This is a genomic window from Legionella birminghamensis, from assembly GCF_900452515.1.
Classification (GTDB): domain Bacteria; phylum Pseudomonadota; class Gammaproteobacteria; order Legionellales; family Legionellaceae; genus Legionella_C; species Legionella_C birminghamensis.
This window is the reverse complement of record NZ_UGNW01000001.1, coordinates 3,530,207-3,546,026: the sequence shown is the minus strand read 5'-3', so window position 1 is coordinate 3,546,026 and position 15,820 is coordinate 3,530,207. Positions and strand designations below refer to the sequence as shown.

The following is a 15,820-nucleotide window of genomic DNA, read 5'->3' as shown; positions in this document are numbered from 1 at the left end:
GATTTTTTAAAGCCAACTATTAATTAGCCACATTACAGAGCAATTGTAAATGGGAATCATTTGCCCCTCAGGTGACAGAATGAAGAATTTCACATATTATTCAGGTAATATTCTGTTGCAGTCATTTTATGCTTATCGATTTTCTTAAAACTGTTCCTCAGTATCTCTTACCCAAACAGGCTATAACGGCTCTGGCTGGTTTGCTTGCCGGGGTCAAATCACCGACAGTTAAAAATTTTATAATCAGGCAATTTATTGCTAAATATCAGGTGAATATGCAGGAAGCCCTGGCAGAAGATCCAACGACCTATGCCAGCTTCAATGAATTTTTTATACGCCAGCTCAAACCTGACAGCCGCCCCCAGGCTCAGGCAGACGTTATATCCCCCGTGGATGGCGCCGTCAGCGAGTTGGGCCGGATTAAAAAAGGGCAAATGCTGCAGGCCAAGGGGCGCTACTATAGCGTTGCGGATTTTCTGGCGAATGATCCGGTGTACGAGAAATTTTATGAGGGTCATTTTATTACCTTGTACCTGTCCCCGCGTGACTACCACCGCGTTCACATGCCTCTCGATGGCGTTTTACGCAAAATGGTTTATATCCCTGGCCGTTTATTTTCGGTACAGCCCACAACAGCGCGTGTTATCCCCCAGTTATTTGCACGGAATGAACGCTTAGTCATTTATTTTGAAACCCGTCTGGGTTTAATGGCTATGGTGATGGTGGGTGCAACGATCGTCGGCGCTATCGGCACGAGCTGGCATGGCGAATTACAACGGCAAAAGACCGTCCAGACCTTTGAGTATCAGCAGGCTGAAACCCTGCTAAAACAAGGCAGTGAAGTGGGATATTTTAAACTGGGATCTACGGTCGTTTTACTTTTTACAAATGAGCATCCACTGCAATGGGCAAACAATCTGCAGGCGGGAGCACCAGTACGTTTTGGCCAGGAATTGGCTGTGAGCAAGGATTGATTCGCTTCGTCTTTACGTGCAGAACCTGCCCTGTCCCTTAATAGGCTTTAACTGGCGATATAAACCCTGGTGGCTTAAGTGCCCAAAGGGAACAATTGATTTTTTGCAGGATATTCTCAGCCGTATTTCCAATTATAAATCCCGCCAGCCCGGTGCGTGCAACGGTTCCCATGATTAAAACATCGATCTGCTTTTCACTGACCATGTCGGGAATAATTTCGCTAGGCGTTCCTCTCATATAATGTATAGTTGGTTCCTGGATGTTTGCTTCCTGAAGCAATGCAAGCAGTGTCTGATACATTTTTTTGCTCTCTCGCATTGCCATTTCATCTACATCTGTTGCGGATGCATTAATAAAAACACTGCTTCGCAGATAGTGTTCCCAAATGAAACTCCAGCAGGTAATCACACTTAAATGCCCCTGATAGTGCTTGGAAAGTGTCTGAGATAATCTTAATAAATCAAGGGCTAAATCGTGACCGGAGATATCTTTATCTTTTGGGTCAATGGCAACGGCTATATGAGGGTTCTCAGTTGCTTTAAAGGGTCGATGCAAAAACAAGGTACAGGGGCATTTCCGTAATAAAGACATATCCAGAGCCTCAAACCCTTTCGCCTCCTCTTTATTCTCCACGGCTTTGATTACAAGATCATATGACTCGCGGAGTACGCGTTGAATAATGCGGATATCAGGGGTGTCTCCCCATTCAATCTCTAAGTTAAACGAGGTATTTTCCTTAGCCAGTGATAGAGAGGCTTTCGCAGAGTCAATTGACTGCTGCATTTTCTCTAACAGAAATGCTTCATAGGAGTTTCTATGTTCTTCGAGACTGGGTGGGAATGAGGGGCAAAAAATCAAAATATTTAACCTGGCATTATTGGCTAAAGCCAGGCTTATTGCCTCTTGCAGAGCTTGTGTGTCTTTTCCAAGTCCATTACTTACAAAGAGGATATTATGAAATTGATTCATTCTTGCACTCTCCCTGCCAGATTAGCGGTGTCCTATACTGCAACAGATGTGCAGTTGCATTGAATACCATAAGTGTAGCTTAAGTTAACTCATCATTTAAAGAATCTTGCCCAACAAAAATGGTCGCATTTAAGCCACTTCGGTGGTTTCAAAAGCTGCCGGCGTTATGGCCAAGCATTGAATGAAGCCGTTTTTGATTATAATAAATTTCAATATATTCGTAGAGTCTAGTGTGTATTTTTATTCTTTTTCTTACCCAGTAACCAGTCCACACTAACCTCAAGTTCACTGGCAATGGTTTGCATAGTGCCTGCGTCAACCATCATCCCATTTAGAACTGCTTCAGCCTTAAATCGAGGCAGTTTGAGCATTTTTGCGAAGGCTTGAATCCTGTCGGACATTAAATCGGGAACTCCTATCGCATCCAGTTCCTTATTCAAACGTTCAGACAATCCCCTATTAGACATGACAGTCTCCTTTTCTTTTTGTTTTAGTGTAAAACAGGAATGCTTAAGGTTTGATTAACAAAATAATTTATAATTCATTACATTACTAACACTAGGAATACAGCCGGATAAGTGTGAATCTGTAGTTAATAAGTTGCTTAAGTTGAATTGTCATTGTGCAAACACATGCAATTAGGTAAGGCCATTAAGATGAATAGACCCTATGCCAACCGACGACTTAATAGGCCTTTTTGAGGAGAATGCTAGCTTTAGATTTATCAGATCCTGGCAGACAATGTCACATACACTCAGAAATTGCTAGAGCTTGAGCGATATGGATTGAATGGAAGATTTACGAATTATTTAATATTGTGTTAAGAGTACTGAATGGTACCGAGAAGAGGACTCGAACCTCCACGGGGTTGCCCCCACTAGCACCTGAAGCTAGCGTGTCTACCAATTCCACCACCTCGGCATTGCGGCTAAGTTACTCAAGAAATGTGTTAATGTCAATCATTATTTATCGATTGATATAAAAAGCATTCGTTAACACCTTGGTGAAAAGCTGCTACACTTTTTATTTTAGCCAGGGATAGAATGACTTTTCTTGAGTGTCTTGAAAAAAGTATAGATCGATATTTCGCTTGTGTGCCCCGTTTGCAGCCAAAGAATCGATTATTTGACAATGTATATTTAATTGCCCACCGAGGGGCCCATAGCAGGTCTTTGAGAGTAATTGAAAATACGCTGCCTGCTTTTGAGCGTGCGCTGGAGTTGGGTTGCTGGGGAATTGAGTTTGACATACAAATGACTGCGGACAAGGTACCGGTTGTTCATCATGATCCCGATTTAAACCGCCTCTGGGGCCAGGATCTCTTAGTCAGCGATCTAAGCTATTCCCAATTAAAAAAAGTCGCGCCCATGATCCCTTCCCTGGAAGAAGTGGTTAGCCTCTATGGGAAAAAGATGCATTTTTTTATTGAGCTCAAGGCGCCTTTCGCTGGCGAAGACAGCCTGTTCCAGGTGTTAAAACCATTGCAGGCTGAAGTCAACTATCATCTTTTAAGTCTGGATGAGCGCATATTTCACAGACTGTCGTTATTTCCCAAACAGGCATTGCTGCTGGTGGCAGGACATAATAACCTGGGCCGTTTTTGCAAAGACAGCCTGAATTTTCAGTATGGCGGTGTTTTAGGGCATTACCTGCTGTTCTCCAGCAAAAAACTGAGAGCATTACAGGCCGCACAGCAAAAAGTCGGTGTGGGCTTTGTGGATTCCAGAAATGTATTGTACCGGGAGGTACGAAGAGGGATGCGCTGGATTTTCAGTAATAATGTCGCTGCTATGAGCAAACTATTAAAAGCACTGCGGGAGTGATCCCGCAGCATGGGGTATCAGCCAGCCGACACCATTTTTTCAGGTTTCACATACTCATTGAATTGTTCAGCGGTCAAATAACCTAACTTGACAGCCGCCTCCTGTAATGACGTATTATCATGGTGGGCTGTTTTCGCAATTTTCGCCGCTTTGTCATAACCAATATGCTGATTAAGGGCTGTAACCAGCATCAGTGAATGATGGAGGTAATAGTCAATCTGCGTGTAATTGGGTTCAAGGCCTTCGGCGCAGAATTCACGGAAAGAGTGACAGGTATCCGCTAGCAAGTTCAGTGAATGAAGTACATTAAAAATGATAACCGGTTTGAATACATTCAGCTCAAAATTGCCCTGACTGTCGGCTATGCCAACTGCGGTATCATTCCCTAACACCTGCGCGCAAACCATAGTCATTGCCTCGCACTGGGTAGGATTCACCTTTCCTGGCATAATGGATGAACCCGGTTCATTTTCGGGCAAAATCAATTCGCCAATCCCACAGCGGGGGCCAGAACCCAGCCAGCGGACATCATTGGCAATTTTCATCAGCGCACAAGCCAATGCTTTAAAGCTGCTATGCACCATAACCAGGGGTTCATGAGAGGCCAGTGCGGCAAATTTATTGGGCGCTGACACGAAAGGAAGTCCGGTAATCTGGGCAATATGGGCGGCCGCTTTTTCGGCAAATTGCGGGTGAGTATTTAAGCCCGTACCGACGGCTGTACCCCCCAATGCTAACTTATAAACGTCCGGCAGGGTCTGCTCGATATAGTGCAGGCAGGCGTCTAGTTGGGCCACATAACCGGAAAATTCCTGGCCTAAGGTTAAGGGCACTGCATCTTGCAGATGGGTGCGGCCAATTTTTACAATGTCCTTAAACGAATTCATCTTTTTGGCCAGGGTATCCCTTAGCTCGCGCACTGCGGGAAGCAGGCGCTTTTGTATAGCGATGGCAGTCGCAATATGCATCGCCGTAGGAAATGTATCATTAGAAGATTGCGACATATTGACATGATCATTGGGGTGCACCGGTGTTTTACTGCCCAGTTTGCCGCCTGCCAGTTCAATTGCCCGGTTTGATATCACCTCATTGGCATTCATATTGGATTGCGTACCGCTGCCTGTTTGCCAGACATGAAGGGGGAAATGTTCATCCAGTAAGCCGGCGCTGACTTCATCAGCCGCTTTAATAATTAAATCTGCTTTTTCCTTAGGTAGTTTTCCCAATTCAAGATTGGTAAGTGCGGCGGCCTTTTTCAAGATCCCAAAGGCATGGGTGACTTCTCTTGGTATGATGTCATGGCCAATGTTAAAATGATGCAGCGAACGTTCGGTTTGTGCCCCCCAGTAACGGCTGGCGTCAACCGCAATTTCGCCCATACTGTCGGTTTCAATGCGTGTGGCGGTCATTATTTTTCTCCAGAATAGAAAGCTAGAGATAGTAGCATAGTCATCGGCGGAAATTTAGAGGTTTTGTAAGAGGATCATTGTGCGCTTAATTCGAATATACCAGCCTGGCCAATACCAGGTTGGCGATGTCATTGAACTATCATCCGAAGCCGGACAGCATGTAGGTGTTGTCTTAAGAAAACAGCCTGGCGACCGGCTCAGTTTGTTCCGCGGTGATAATCTGGAATTTGAGGCCGAAATCATTCAGGCCCATAAAAAGCGGGTGATGGTTAAGCTGATTTCCGAACAGGAAAATAACCGTGAGTCGCCGTTGAGAATCCATCTTGTCCAGGGTATTTCGAAGGGCGAACGCATGGAGTTGGTGGTGCAAAAGGCAGTGGAGCTTGGGGTATCCAGCATAAGCCCTGTCATAACCGACTATTGTGCAGTAAAGCTCGATGAAGAGCGGATGAAAAAAAAGCAGGCCCAGTGGCAGAATATTGCTATTTCCGCTTGCGAACAAAGCGGTCGTAATACTATTCCTTTAATACAGCCAATATGCACATTTAATGCGTTTCTGCAGAAAATGCCAGCCGGAACCTGTTTTGTGCTGTCGCCGCTTGCGACTAAACACTTGCGATCCTATGAATGCAAAGAGAGGGATATTCGTTTATTTATTGGACCAGAAGGCGGTTTCTCAGATGATGAGCTTGCTAGATTAATTGATAAGCACTGCGCGGCGCTTTCTTTAGGGCCAAGAATTCTACGAACCGAAACGGCAGCGATTGCGGCATTGAGTATTTTGCAGGCTGTATGGGGCGATTTGTAGTACTCTTCTCTTGTGTATATAATCAATATCGACTTTTTTAAATTATTTTAAATCCTAGAGGCAATCACATGAGTGAACATATTAAAACGGTAACCGATGCGAGTTTTTCGCAGGATGTGTTGAATTCAACCAAGCCAGTGCTGGTGGATTTTTGGGCCGAATGGTGTGGTCCCTGCCGTGCGTTGACACCGATTCTGGAAGACGTCGCCGCCAGCCATCATGAAAATATTACTTTTGCCAAAGTAAATATTGATGAAAATCCGCAAACGCCCTCCAAATATGGCGTTATGAGTATCCCTACCCTGATCATTTTCAAGAATGGCCAGGTTGCGGCTATGAAAATGGGCTTGTTAAGCAAGTCTCAACTGACTGCTTTTGTTGAAAGCAATAGTTAAACAGTTGACTTCCTGCGGGACCAGTAGTGTTGGGCTTTACAGCCCAACCTGCACTATTTGATTATAATCTTGTTACCGCCTTGCAGCTTTCCTTCCTGCAGTGCCTGCGCTGCTTCAGTCAGCATATTGACGGTATTATGGTGCGTTTTGGGATCAAAGAACACTACGCCCAGTGTTGCCGTGGTACGTACCCGGCCAATTCGCGTCAGGTGCGATTCCTCGGCGATATTTTTTCGAATGCGATTGGCAACAGCCAGAATATCGGGTTGCTCTTCACAGGGCAGAACAATAACGAACTCCTTTCCTCCCCAATAGCCAAGAGAGTCCTCGCAGCCGCAGGAGTTAATCAGGGATTGTGTAATCGCCTTAAGCAAATCATTCCCCGCTTCCGCGCCATATTCGGTTACAAAGGCCTGAAAGCTATCAATGGAAAGATGGATTATTCCAAAATCACTTTTGTTGAACTTACTGAGTTTTCTCTGGTATTCGACTACCTGGGTAATTCCAGTTCTATTCCATAGACGGGTTAAGGGATCGAGCAATTCCCGCCTTTTTTCCGCGTTTAATTCATGAAGCTTTTTTTCCGGCGGGTGAATGTGCTGATGGTTCCTGATTTCTGTATCAACCAGCGAAGCAATATCTTTAAGAATCATTTTGTCATGAGCTGATATCTGCCGGGGGCGTGTATCAATAATGCATAAGGCGCCGATGCGGTGTTCATTGACAGTATGGATGGGGCAGCCGGCATAGAAGCGAATGGATGGCGGTTCGACCACCAGAGGGTTATCAGCAAAACGCGGATCAAGCTGCGCATCATCAACCACCAGTACTTCGTCCTTCAAAATAGTATGGCCGCAGAACGAAATATCGCGGGGGGTGGTATTTGCATCCAGGCCGATAATGGACTTGAACCATTGATCCTCTTTGTCAAGAAGACTGATTGCCACAATGGGGACATCAAAAATTTTTTTCGTAAGACGAGTGATCCGCTCAAAACCCTGCTCAATGGGAGTATGCATCAAGTGACTGTCGTAAAGGGATTTTAGCCGATCCGGTTCATTGTCCGGCTTGCCTGGCACTATCATATAACCTCCATTTACTATACTTTAATTTTAGGAAGAAAAGCCGGATAAAGCAAAAATAGCCTTTAATAAAAGACTGGATTTATGATTAACCCTGTGTTAGTCTCCTAATAACGAGGTCATTTGACATCTGTTTGACTTCAGATGCTCGTGTAATATCTAAACAACTGTCAACAATCCTCGGCTTTGGCTATATTCAGCAAATCTTATTAACCATTTGGTTTTGAGGGAAAGAGATATTCTTCACAAATGAGATTAAAATAAGTAAACTGATAATATAGCTTAAGTGGCAACAGCTTTCTCAAGCTGACCTTCCGTTTTTAAATAACCCCGGACAATCCAATTCTTTTAACCAATACATCAAGTGAGAAGTATGAATCTTAGAGAACTCAAGCAATTGCCTATTGCCGACCTTGTCAATATCGCTCAAAAAAAGGGAGTCGAAAACGTTTCCAGTAAACGCAAGCAGGATATTTTATTTGCTATTTTAAAAGCACATGCCAGTGAAGGCGAAGATATTCTCGGCGGCGGTGTCCTGGAAGTGTTGCCCGACGGCTTCGGCTTTTTGCGCTCTGAAGACGACTCATACCTGGCAGGACCTGACGATACCTATGTTTCACCAAGCCAAATTCGCCGTTTTGGCTTACGCACAGGAGATACCGTCTATGGAAAAATTCGTCCTCCCAAAGATAATGAACGTTATTTTGCCCTGCTGAAAGTCGATCAGATTAATTTTGATGCGCCTGACAGTGCCAAACGTAAAATCCTGTTTGAAAACCTTACGCCCTTATTTGCTACCGAGCGTCTGGTTATGGAACAGGGGAATGGCAGTACGGAAGACCTTACCGCTCGTGTAGTGGACCTTTGCGCACCTTTTGGACGTGGCCAGCGTGGTCTTATTGTTTCCCCGCCAAAGGCAGGAAAAACGCTGATGCTGCAAAACATTGCTCATTCCATCGCGAAAAGCTATCCAGAATGCTATCTGATTGTGTTATTGATTGATGAGCGTCCCGAGGAAGTAACCGAGATGCAGCGCTCAGTTAAGGGTGAAGTGGTTGCCAGTACTTTTGACGAACCAGCAAACCGCCATGTTCAGGTTGCTGAAATGGTTATTGAGAAAGCCAAGCGTCTGGTCGAGCACAAACGTGACGTAGTTATTTTACTAGACTCTATCACTCGTCTTGCCCGTGCATATAACACGGTAGTGCCTTCTTCAGGCAAGGTACTGACCGGAGGAGTTGATGCCAATGCGCTTCAGCGTCCCAAGCGTCTCTATGGTGCTGCGCGAAATATCGAGGAAGGCGGCAGCTTGACGATAATCGCCACCGCGTTGGTTGATACCGGCTCCAAGATGGACGAAGTAATTTATGAAGAGTTCAAGGGAACCGGTAATATGGAAATCCATCTAAGCCGAAGCATTGCCGAGCGGCGGACCTTCCCTGCAATTAATATCAATCGTTCCGGTACCCGCCGTGAAGATCTGCTGCTTTCACCTGAAGATCTGCACCGTACCTGGATTCTGCGCAAAATATTACAATCAATGGATGAGTGTGATGCAATTGAATTCCTGATTGAGCGCATGAAGAACCATAAGACCAATGCAGAATTCTTTGAGGCAATGAAGCGTCAGGAGTAGTAACGCCGCTTTGCGAGCGAAGCTCCTCGTCATTGCGAACGAAGTGAAGCAATTGTCTCGGTGCTCCCATCGGGCTCCGATCTGGATTGCTTCACGACGCTCGCAAAGACGTATTCAGTTACTTTCCAAGGCTATCAACTGCTTCTTATCCATCGCTTGAGCAAGACTCATGATATTCTCAAGCTGCATGGCAATCTGTTTCGAACTCAAAAGCTGTTTTATTTCATCCCAGGCAGTATCTGAGCGGATGGATTCCAAAAAATCATAGCCAACCCAGGTCAAACGCAGTAAATGAAAGTCATGCGGCGAGCCGCCCGGCGTTTTATGAATTTTTCCCTGCAGGAGACCCCCTTCCTGTAATATTTCCAGGTGGGAGGAGACTTCACTATGTTTTTCTAAAGGAAAACTGTCCAGGGTTAATAAGGCATTAGGTGCAAGGCTCTCTATTTGTAACAGAATATCCCTAATCATATCCCAGTCTCTTTTCATAGTTATTTGTCCACAGGTTGTTTATCAATCAGAGTATAGAAGAATAACGGCTTCATAGCCCGTCTACAGGGTGGCGGCTGTTCGCTCATACTGCAGATAGGATACGGTATGGCTGAGCAAAATAGTACCCAGTGCTGCAACAAAGGGAACAGTCAGTAAGTAAAACCAGGGCATACGGAAAGAGATCCCCAACAGGCTGTCTGCTACATAAAAATTAATAGCAATTGCGGTGCTGACTGCGAGCAACCCGGCATAAAATCCGATGAAGAAGGCTTCACTGCTCTTAATCCATAACATTTGCTTCCTGCGCATTCCCAATGTTTTCAACAGGTAAGTTTCCTGCTTTTTGCTTCCGGTCAGGGAAAGCATGGCCAATGCTGTAATAATTAACCCGGTGAATAAGCCAAACAAAGAAACAAGGCTTATTGCTTTACCCACATTTTCAAAAATTGTCCGCACTTTCTCAAGAGTGGTTGCAATATCAATCACGGTTATATTGGGAAATTGCTTTACCAGCCTCATCAGAAAGTCGCGGTTTTCTGGTGGTAAATATAAACTGGTAATACTGGTTTGCGGGAAGGAGTTGAGCACTCCCGGCTTAAATAATATAAAGAAATTCGGTTTAAAACTGGACCAGTTAAGCCTGCGAATGCTGGTAATTTCGCCGCTAATAAGCCGATCGATAATGCGAAAACCAAGCTTGTCGCCAACCTGCACTCCCAGGCGGTTCGCAAGCCCTTCTTCAATCGACAGCCCGGTATTCCATTGACCCTGAGTCAGTGTATTGTCATCAGGGAGACTATCTGTCCAGGACAGATTGAGTTCGCGCTGCAAGGCATTAATCTCCTGGGCATTACTCCCCAGCGCCTGATTAATCGACTGATCATTGATTGTAATCAAACGGCCGCGGACAACGGGATAGATAGGCGCAGCATTGATTTTCTGCTGTGTCAGAAATTGCTGCAGCGAAGGAATCTGGCTGGGCTCAATATTAATCAGGAAATAGTTGGCGGCATCGTGCGGCAGCTGATGCTGCCAGTCGGCTAGCAGTTGTGTTCTTAACAGGCTCAGGCTTAGCAGAGCAGTCAGTGCCAGGCCCATGCCGATGATTTGCAAGGCACTATTTCCCAGGTTGCGCGAAATACTGATAAATCCAAAACGCCAGTTAAGATGGATTTGCCTGGCGCTGGCTAGCAGGCCAAAACCAATATGAAGGCTGAAAATGACCAGGACAATAAACAAAAGGCAGGCCATTATCACCACGGCCGTGATTGACCATGAGCGGGTGTAAAGATAAGCCAGTCCAGCAGAGAAAATGAAGGCCAGTGCATAGCCTTCCACCAGGCTGCCTTGGGGCTGCACAGTACGGCTTTTGAAAATACTGACCGGACTGGTATTTCTAAGTTTTAATAAGTGAGTGAGACTAAAAGCACTCAAAATGAGGATACCCGTGGCAAAACTGAGTAAAGCAGGTTTTAAGCTAAATGGCGCTTGCATTTCAGGGGTAATTCCGCGCAGCCACTGTATTAGCAGCGGTTTAAGTGCATACCCTAAACCAATACCTAAAATACTGGCAATACTGCCCAGAAAAAGAATGCTGAGAAAGTACCAGCGTAAAATATGTTTTTGCGAAGCGCCAAAGCAGCGAAGAAGAGCCACATGCTGCTGATGCCGTTGGCTAAAGCGTAAACTCGCCATGCTGATTGCAACGCCGGCTAAAACCAGGCTCATTAAAGTGCCCAGATTAAGATATGCGAGCGTCCTGCTGGTGTTTTTCTCCACTGCCTGGTTGCCTGACTTGCTGTCAAACCACTGTTGCTGCTCGTTTAATTGCGGCTGCAAGTATTGATACAACTGATCGAGCAATAGCGGGTTGCCGCTGACAAGCCATTGATAGCGTATATTGCTTCCTGTCTGAATCACCGCTGTTTTGCCAATATCACTTTGGTTCATCAGGATGTGAGGAGAAATATTAAACCAGTCTCCGACCTGCCCCGGTTCCTCGATGATAATGCCGTCAACAATAAACTCGGCTGCCCCAATCTGAACCTTACCCCCGATTTGAAGATTTAAAGGGGGAAAGAGACGCCATCCCATCCATATATGCCCCTCTGCAGGTGCCTTGTTGGTAGTGAATTGCTCAGTTCTGTTCATTGTTCTGGCAATGGTTAAGCGGCCATTGAGCGGAAATGGCGTCTGGATTGCCTTTATTTGTGCCAACTGTAAATTGTCTCCATGACTAACCATTGATAGAAAGCTTAACGCTTGCGATTGTCTTAATCCTAAAGAGGAAGCTTTCGCAAACCATTCCTTGTTAAGCACAATGCCGCTGTTTAGCTGGCGATCAGCCCCCAATAATTGGGCTGCCTGGCGGTCAAGCTGATAATGAATCACTTCCGCGAGATTATTTAAAGCACTGACACATGCCATCGCAAAGAATAAAGCAAAAGCAAGAAGACTCAATTCGCCGCTTTTCCATTCGCGAATAAAGCTTCGAAAAAATGCGGGCATGGCTAACATTGTAACCGCCCTTCCACCAGCGGCCAGTGTGTATGACAGCGGGCCGCTAAGGACTCGTCATGGGTGACAATAATTAGCGTGCTCTGATGGACACTGTTAAGCTCAAAAAGCAGATCAATAATGTGCTGGCCGGTTTTTTTATCCAGATTACCGGTTGGCTCATCAGCAAATAAAATAGAGGGGGTAATTGCAAAAGCGCGGGCGATGGCGATACGCTGCTGTTCTCCGCCTGATAATTGGGATGGAAAATGCTGTGCCCGCCTGGAAAGTCCAACTTGTTCCAGCCATTGCAAGGCAATCGCCATGGCATTGGCTCTGTTGCTAATCTCCAGCGGAAGCATGATATTTTCAAGCGCAGTAAAATTGGGCAATAATTGGAAGGACTGAAAAATGAAACCGATACGCTCGGCTCGCAGGCTGGCGCGGCTGTCTTCATCCAGTTGGGTGATGTCGATATTATCATAGAAAACATTGCCTGAGCTGGGTAATTCCAAACCTGCCATAATATTTAATAGCGAGGTTTTCCCTGAACCGGAAACTCCAGTGATGGCAATGGTCATTCCGGAATTGATTCGCAGATTGATATCATTGAGAATAACCAGTTGCTCATTTCCACTTTGAACCTGATAGTTCAGATCCTTTAATGTAATTGATTCAATAGGAGAAACCATGTTAAGGACAATCCTTGCACTTTTGTTTTCACTAGTTATGATAGCACCTTTACAGGCCGGAACGCTGTTAATTGTAGGCGATAGTCTCAGTGCCGGCTATGGCCTTGCTGATCAAAAAAATTGGGTGGGCTTGCTTGAGCAAAAATTAAAGAGTTATCCGGGTAACTGGAAAACAGTGAATATCAGTACCAGCGGCGATACGACTATTAATGGGCTGGCCAAGCTGCCTGATGCGCTGGAAAAATATAAACCCGGGATTGTCGTTATCGAATTGGGCGCTAATGATGGTTTAAGAGGCCTGTCCATCGAAGAGATGAGCAAAAACCTGGAAACGATGATTAATCTTTCCCGGCAATCTGGCGCCAAGGTGGTTTTATTGGCAACCAAACTGCCGCCAAATTATGGCCAGCAATTCCTGTCCCGTTTTGATCAAGCGTATCAGGATTTAGCAAAAAAATATCAGCTGGTCTTTGTCGCCATGTTTTTGGAGGGTGTTGCCGGCCATCGGGAATATATGCAAAATGATAATATTCACCCGAATCAAGCAGCACAGGGCAAGATTTTTGATAATGTCTGGCCAGTGATTGAGCCGCTGTTAAAAAGTAACTAAACCGTTGGACTAATTGAACCGCCGCGGGCGAAGACAATCGAATCCCCGCGACTTCGACCATCCGTACCCCGCGGCATCGACCATCCGAATCCCCGTGGCATCGATCATTCGAATCCCCGCGGCATCGACCGCGGGGCCCACACTACGCCTATACAATATCGGTCTTGCTAATTGCTTTTCAATCTCTATTTTTTTGCAAATTTGAAACTCATTTGGGGAGCCTGTTTCTCCAAGAGACATGGGCCCCGCGGTCGGTGCCGCGGGGATTCTGGAGCGGGAAAAAATTTATGTAGATACCTAAGCGAGTAACAATTGTTAACAACTGCTGGTTTACCTTCTTGCCTGCTAAAGCGATAATGTTAACATAAGGCATGGTTCCTGCTTAATAAAGTGAAACCATAAGTCAGGCTCCTCATTGGATGAGCCAGCAATCCTATATAAGGGGAAACGCATGAAAAATTTTCGATTAACAGCACTTGCCTGCGTTTTAAGTGCCATTTCAACCTGGACGTACGCCAATCAGCAGTCCTGGAGCAGTTGGGTTGCTGGTGTCAGGGAGGAAGCCTTGTCGCAAGGAATCCCGGCCTCTTTGTTTGATCAGGCCTTTGCTGATATTCATGAACCTAGCCGTCAGGTTAAAAGCCTCGCTCGTTCGCAGCCTGAGCACCGTCTGACCTTCAGTAAATATTTAAATACCCGTGCAGATGCCTACCGCATTGCCATGGGTAAAAAGAACTATCAAAAGAATAAAGCCTTGCTCGATCAGGTAGGTCAAAGCTTCGGTGTCGACCCCTGTTTCATCGTATCTTTCTGGGGTATGGAAACAAGCTATGGGACTTACATGGGTGATTTTCCAGTCATCAAATCCCTGGCGACCTTGGCCTATGATTCAAATCGTCAGGATTTCTTCCGCAAGCAGTTAATGCTGGCCTTGCATATCGTCAACGATGGCCATGTAAGTCTTAAGGATTTTAAAGGTGAATGGGCCGGTGCTTCCGGGCAGCCTCAGTTCCTGCCTTCGAGCTGGGTAGAGTACGCAGTGGATTATGATGGAGACGGACGCAAGGATATCTGGAAGGCTAAGGCAGATGTGTTTGCATCAATTGCTAACTACATGAAGAAAAATGGCTGGCAAACCGGTGAGCCCTGGGCTATTCATGTTCGCTTGCCGGCAAATTTCGACAAAAGTCTGGAAGGCAAGACTACAGTCAAGCTCGCCAGCGAGTGGAACGCTATGGGCGTGCGCACAACGGACGGAAAGCCATTGCCTTATCAAAATCTCGAGGCCAGTATTGTTCAGCCTAACGGCGGCCCGGTATTTCTTGCTTTCCCTAACTACAAGATGATTTTGCGCTACAATAATTCTATCTACTATGCAGGCGCAATTGGTTATATGGCAGACAAGATCTGCGGTCGGGTCAACTAAGTCTTTTTCGCTGGGCTTCACCGCCCAGCCTACCCTATCCTTACCCGCCTGCCTTTCTAAAGGTGAATTTCATGGATAACTACCTCGATAAAACAGCAAGCCTTACACCTCAAAGCCGACGTATTATCTGCGACAAAGCCACTGAATATCCTAACACCGGCCAATATGTCAAGCCGGTAAAACAAGGCAGTTACCTTTGCCGTCGCTGTGGGCTGGCTTTATTTCGCGGCTCAAGCCAATTTCATTCCGGCTGCGGTTGGCCAAGTTTTGACGATAATATCATTCAGGCCGTCAAGCAAGTCCCTGATGCCGATGGTCAGCGTACTGAAATTCTTTGTGAGCGCTGCGATGCGCACCTTGGGCATGTGTTTACTGGCGAGTTTTTTACCCATAAAAATCTGCGTCATTGCGTTAACTCTGCCTCTATTGATTTTGTAGAAAATAGTGAGGTGCTGGATACGGAAGAAGCGATTGTTGCAGGGGGATGTTTCTGGGGTGTAGACCATTTTTTGAAACTGCTTCCTGGTGTTTTGAAAGTTGAGGTTGGTTATACTGGAGGCCACAGCGCAAATCCTGGCTATGAACAGGTTTGCTATGGTCATACCGGTCATTTTGAGGCAGCAAGGGTTGTTTATGATCGCGATAAACTGGACTATGACTCCGTGATTAGACGCTTTTTTGAAATTCATGATCCAACTCAGGGCAATGGACAGGGGCCTGATATTGGTCAGCAATATCAAAGTGCCATTTTTTATTATAATGATGATCAGCTAAAGATAATCCAGCAATTGATCAAGCTATTAAAAGAAAAGGCTTATCAAGTGGTTACTAAAGTATTACCAGTGCAGGTGTTTTGGCCGGCGGAGGACTACCATCAGGATTATTACCAGAAACACCGTAAAGCACCCTATTGCCATCGTCCGGTGCCGCGGTTTGATAATTAAAAGCCCCTGCCTGTCAAAGCCATAGGTATCTACACAAATATTTTTCCCACTCCGAATCCCCGC

The 15,820-nt window shown here is 45.7% G+C and carries 15 protein-coding genes and 1 tRNA gene; 8 read left to right on the top strand and 8 right to left on the bottom strand.

The features are described from left to right. The first annotated feature begins 128 nt into the window (after nucleotides 1–128). Nucleotides 129–974, top strand: coding sequence for an archaetidylserine decarboxylase (gene asd / locus DYH42_RS15190; RefSeq protein ID WP_058524339.1), 846 nt, complete (start codon nucleotides 129–131; stop codon nucleotides 972–974). A gap of 37 nt (nucleotides 975–1,011) precedes the next feature. Here the strand turns inward: asd and DYH42_RS15185 are convergent, their stop codons facing one another. The 3 genes from DYH42_RS15185 to DYH42_RS15175 all read right to left on the bottom strand — a co-directional run bounded on the left by DYH42_RS15185 (nucleotide 1,012) and on the right by DYH42_RS15175 (nucleotide 2,865). Next, nucleotides 1,012–1,944 carry a universal stress protein gene (locus DYH42_RS15185; protein WP_058524340.1) on the bottom strand — a complete coding sequence of 311 codons (933 nt, stop codon included), beginning with the start codon at nucleotides 1,942–1,944 and terminating at the stop codon, nucleotides 1,012–1,014. Between the two features lie 227 nt (nucleotides 1,945–2,171). After that, complete coding sequence (locus DYH42_RS15180) at nucleotides 2,172–2,411, bottom strand: hypothetical protein (RefSeq protein WP_058524341.1); 240 nt, start codon at nucleotides 2,409–2,411, stop codon at nucleotides 2,172–2,174. 367 nt (nucleotides 2,412–2,778) lie between these two features. Further along, nucleotides 2,779–2,865, bottom strand: a tRNA-Leu gene (locus DYH42_RS15175). A 122-nt stretch (nucleotides 2,866–2,987) separates the two neighbouring features. On the opposite strand from DYH42_RS15175, the gene DYH42_RS15170 reads away from it, so the two are divergent. Next, on the top strand, nucleotides 2,988–3,767 hold the full coding sequence (locus tag DYH42_RS15170; RefSeq protein ID WP_058524342.1) for a glycerophosphodiester phosphodiesterase: 780 nt from the start codon (nucleotides 2,988–2,990) through the stop codon (nucleotides 3,765–3,767). 17 nt (nucleotides 3,768–3,784) lie between these two features. Here the strand turns inward: DYH42_RS15170 and fumC are convergent, their stop codons facing one another. After that, nucleotides 3,785–5,176 carry a class II fumarate hydratase gene (fumC, locus tag DYH42_RS15165; RefSeq protein ID WP_058524343.1) on the bottom strand — a complete coding sequence of 464 codons (1,392 nt, stop codon included), beginning with the start codon at nucleotides 5,174–5,176 and terminating at the stop codon, nucleotides 3,785–3,787. 79 nt (nucleotides 5,177–5,255) lie between these two features. Between fumC and DYH42_RS15160 the strand changes: the two genes are divergently transcribed. Both DYH42_RS15160 and trxA read left to right on the top strand, forming a co-directional pair. After that, entirely contained in the window at nucleotides 5,256–5,984 is a 729-nt protein-coding gene (locus DYH42_RS15160) for a 16S rRNA (uracil(1498)-N(3))-methyltransferase (RefSeq protein WP_058524344.1), read from the top strand. Nucleotides 5,985–6,052: 68 nt separating this feature from the next. Further along, nucleotides 6,053–6,379: a thioredoxin gene (gene trxA, locus DYH42_RS15155; RefSeq protein WP_058524345.1), complete on the top strand. Its 327-nt coding sequence runs from the start codon at nucleotides 6,053–6,055 to the stop codon at nucleotides 6,377–6,379. Between the two features lie 53 nt (nucleotides 6,380–6,432). Here the strand turns inward: trxA and DYH42_RS15150 are convergent, their stop codons facing one another. Then, nucleotides 6,433–7,464: a sensor domain-containing diguanylate cyclase gene (locus tag DYH42_RS15150; RefSeq protein ID WP_058524346.1), complete on the bottom strand. Its 1,032-nt coding sequence runs from the start codon at nucleotides 7,462–7,464 to the stop codon at nucleotides 6,433–6,435. Nucleotides 7,465–7,834: 370 nt separating this feature from the next. Here DYH42_RS15150 and rho point away from each other — a divergent pair, with 370 nt between their 5' ends. Continuing rightward, nucleotides 7,835–9,097 (top strand): transcription termination factor Rho, encoded by a 1,263-nt coding sequence (gene rho / locus DYH42_RS15145; RefSeq protein ID WP_058524347.1) that lies wholly within the window; start codon nucleotides 7,835–7,837, stop codon nucleotides 9,095–9,097. A gap of 114 nt (nucleotides 9,098–9,211) precedes the next feature. Here the strand turns inward: rho and DYH42_RS15140 are convergent, their stop codons facing one another. The 3 genes from DYH42_RS15140 to DYH42_RS15130 all read right to left on the bottom strand — a co-directional run bounded on the left by DYH42_RS15140 (nucleotide 9,212) and on the right by DYH42_RS15130 (nucleotide 12,777). Further along, nucleotides 9,212–9,586: a DUF2513 domain-containing protein gene (locus DYH42_RS15140; protein WP_065232842.1), complete on the bottom strand. Its 375-nt coding sequence runs from the start codon at nucleotides 9,584–9,586 to the stop codon at nucleotides 9,212–9,214. A 63-nt stretch (nucleotides 9,587–9,649) separates the two neighbouring features. Then, complete coding sequence (locus tag DYH42_RS15135; RefSeq protein ID WP_058524349.1) at nucleotides 9,650–12,106, bottom strand: ABC transporter permease; 2,457 nt, start codon at nucleotides 12,104–12,106, stop codon at nucleotides 9,650–9,652. Further along, nucleotides 12,100–12,777: an ABC transporter ATP-binding protein gene (locus DYH42_RS15130; RefSeq protein ID WP_058524350.1), complete on the bottom strand. Its 678-nt coding sequence runs from the start codon at nucleotides 12,775–12,777 to the stop codon at nucleotides 12,100–12,102. Before DYH42_RS15130 ends, DYH42_RS15135 begins: the two co-directional genes overlap by 7 nt. Here DYH42_RS15130 and DYH42_RS15125 point away from each other — a divergent pair. The 3 genes from DYH42_RS15125 to DYH42_RS15115 all read left to right on the top strand — a co-directional run bounded on the left by DYH42_RS15125 (nucleotide 12,776) and on the right by DYH42_RS15115 (nucleotide 15,757). Next, on the top strand, nucleotides 12,776–13,387 hold the full coding sequence (locus DYH42_RS15125; RefSeq protein WP_058524351.1) for an arylesterase: 612 nt from the start codon (nucleotides 12,776–12,778) through the stop codon (nucleotides 13,385–13,387). The two genes, DYH42_RS15130 and DYH42_RS15125, sit on opposite strands and share 2 nt — an antisense overlap. A gap of 451 nt (nucleotides 13,388–13,838) precedes the next feature. Next, the gene (locus tag DYH42_RS15120) at nucleotides 13,839–14,813 is read left to right on the top strand and encodes a lytic murein transglycosylase (protein ID WP_058524352.1); all 975 of its coding nucleotides are present in this window, start codon (nucleotides 13,839–13,841) and stop codon (nucleotides 14,811–14,813) included. A 71-nt stretch (nucleotides 14,814–14,884) separates the two neighbouring features. Further along, nucleotides 14,885–15,757: a bifunctional methionine sulfoxide reductase B/A protein gene (locus tag DYH42_RS15115; RefSeq protein WP_058524353.1), complete on the top strand. Its 873-nt coding sequence runs from the start codon at nucleotides 14,885–14,887 to the stop codon at nucleotides 15,755–15,757. Nucleotides 15,758–15,820: the final 63 nt, after the last annotated feature.

Coding starts and splice junctions, on each gene's coding strand:
- asd (WP_058524339.1), top strand. CDS start 129: ATGCTTATCGATTTTCTTAAAACTGTTCCTCAGTATCTCTTACCCAAA.
- DYH42_RS15185 (WP_058524340.1), bottom strand. CDS start 1,944: ATGAATCAATTTCATAATATCCTCTTTGTAAGTAATGGACTTGGAAAA.
- DYH42_RS15180 (WP_058524341.1), bottom strand. CDS start 2,411: ATGTCTAATAGGGGATTGTCTGAACGTTTGAATAAGGAACTGGATGCG.
- DYH42_RS15170 (WP_058524342.1), top strand. CDS start 2,988: ATGACTTTTCTTGAGTGTCTTGAAAAAAGTATAGATCGATATTTCGCT.
- fumC (WP_058524343.1), bottom strand. CDS start 5,176: ATGACCGCCACACGCATTGAAACCGACAGTATGGGCGAAATTGCGGTT.
- trxA (WP_058524345.1), top strand. CDS start 6,053: ATGAGTGAACATATTAAAACGGTAACCGATGCGAGTTTTTCGCAGGAT.
- DYH42_RS15150 (WP_058524346.1), bottom strand. CDS start 7,464: ATGATAGTGCCAGGCAAGCCGGACAATGAACCGGATCGGCTAAAATCC.
- rho (WP_058524347.1), top strand. CDS start 7,835: ATGAATCTTAGAGAACTCAAGCAATTGCCTATTGCCGACCTTGTCAAT.
- DYH42_RS15140 (WP_065232842.1), bottom strand. CDS start 9,586: ATGAAAAGAGACTGGGATATGATTAGGGATATTCTGTTACAAATAGAG.
- DYH42_RS15135 (WP_058524349.1), bottom strand. CDS start 12,106: ATGTTAGCCATGCCCGCATTTTTTCGAAGCTTTATTCGCGAATGGAAA.
- DYH42_RS15125 (WP_058524351.1), top strand. CDS start 12,776: ATGTTAAGGACAATCCTTGCACTTTTGTTTTCACTAGTTATGATAGCA.
- DYH42_RS15130 (WP_058524350.1), bottom strand. CDS start 12,777: ATGGTTTCTCCTATTGAATCAATTACATTAAAGGATCTGAACTATCAG.
- DYH42_RS15120 (WP_058524352.1), top strand. CDS start 13,839: ATGAAAAATTTTCGATTAACAGCACTTGCCTGCGTTTTAAGTGCCATT.
- DYH42_RS15115 (WP_058524353.1), top strand. CDS start 14,885: ATGGATAACTACCTCGATAAAACAGCAAGCCTTACACCTCAAAGCCGA.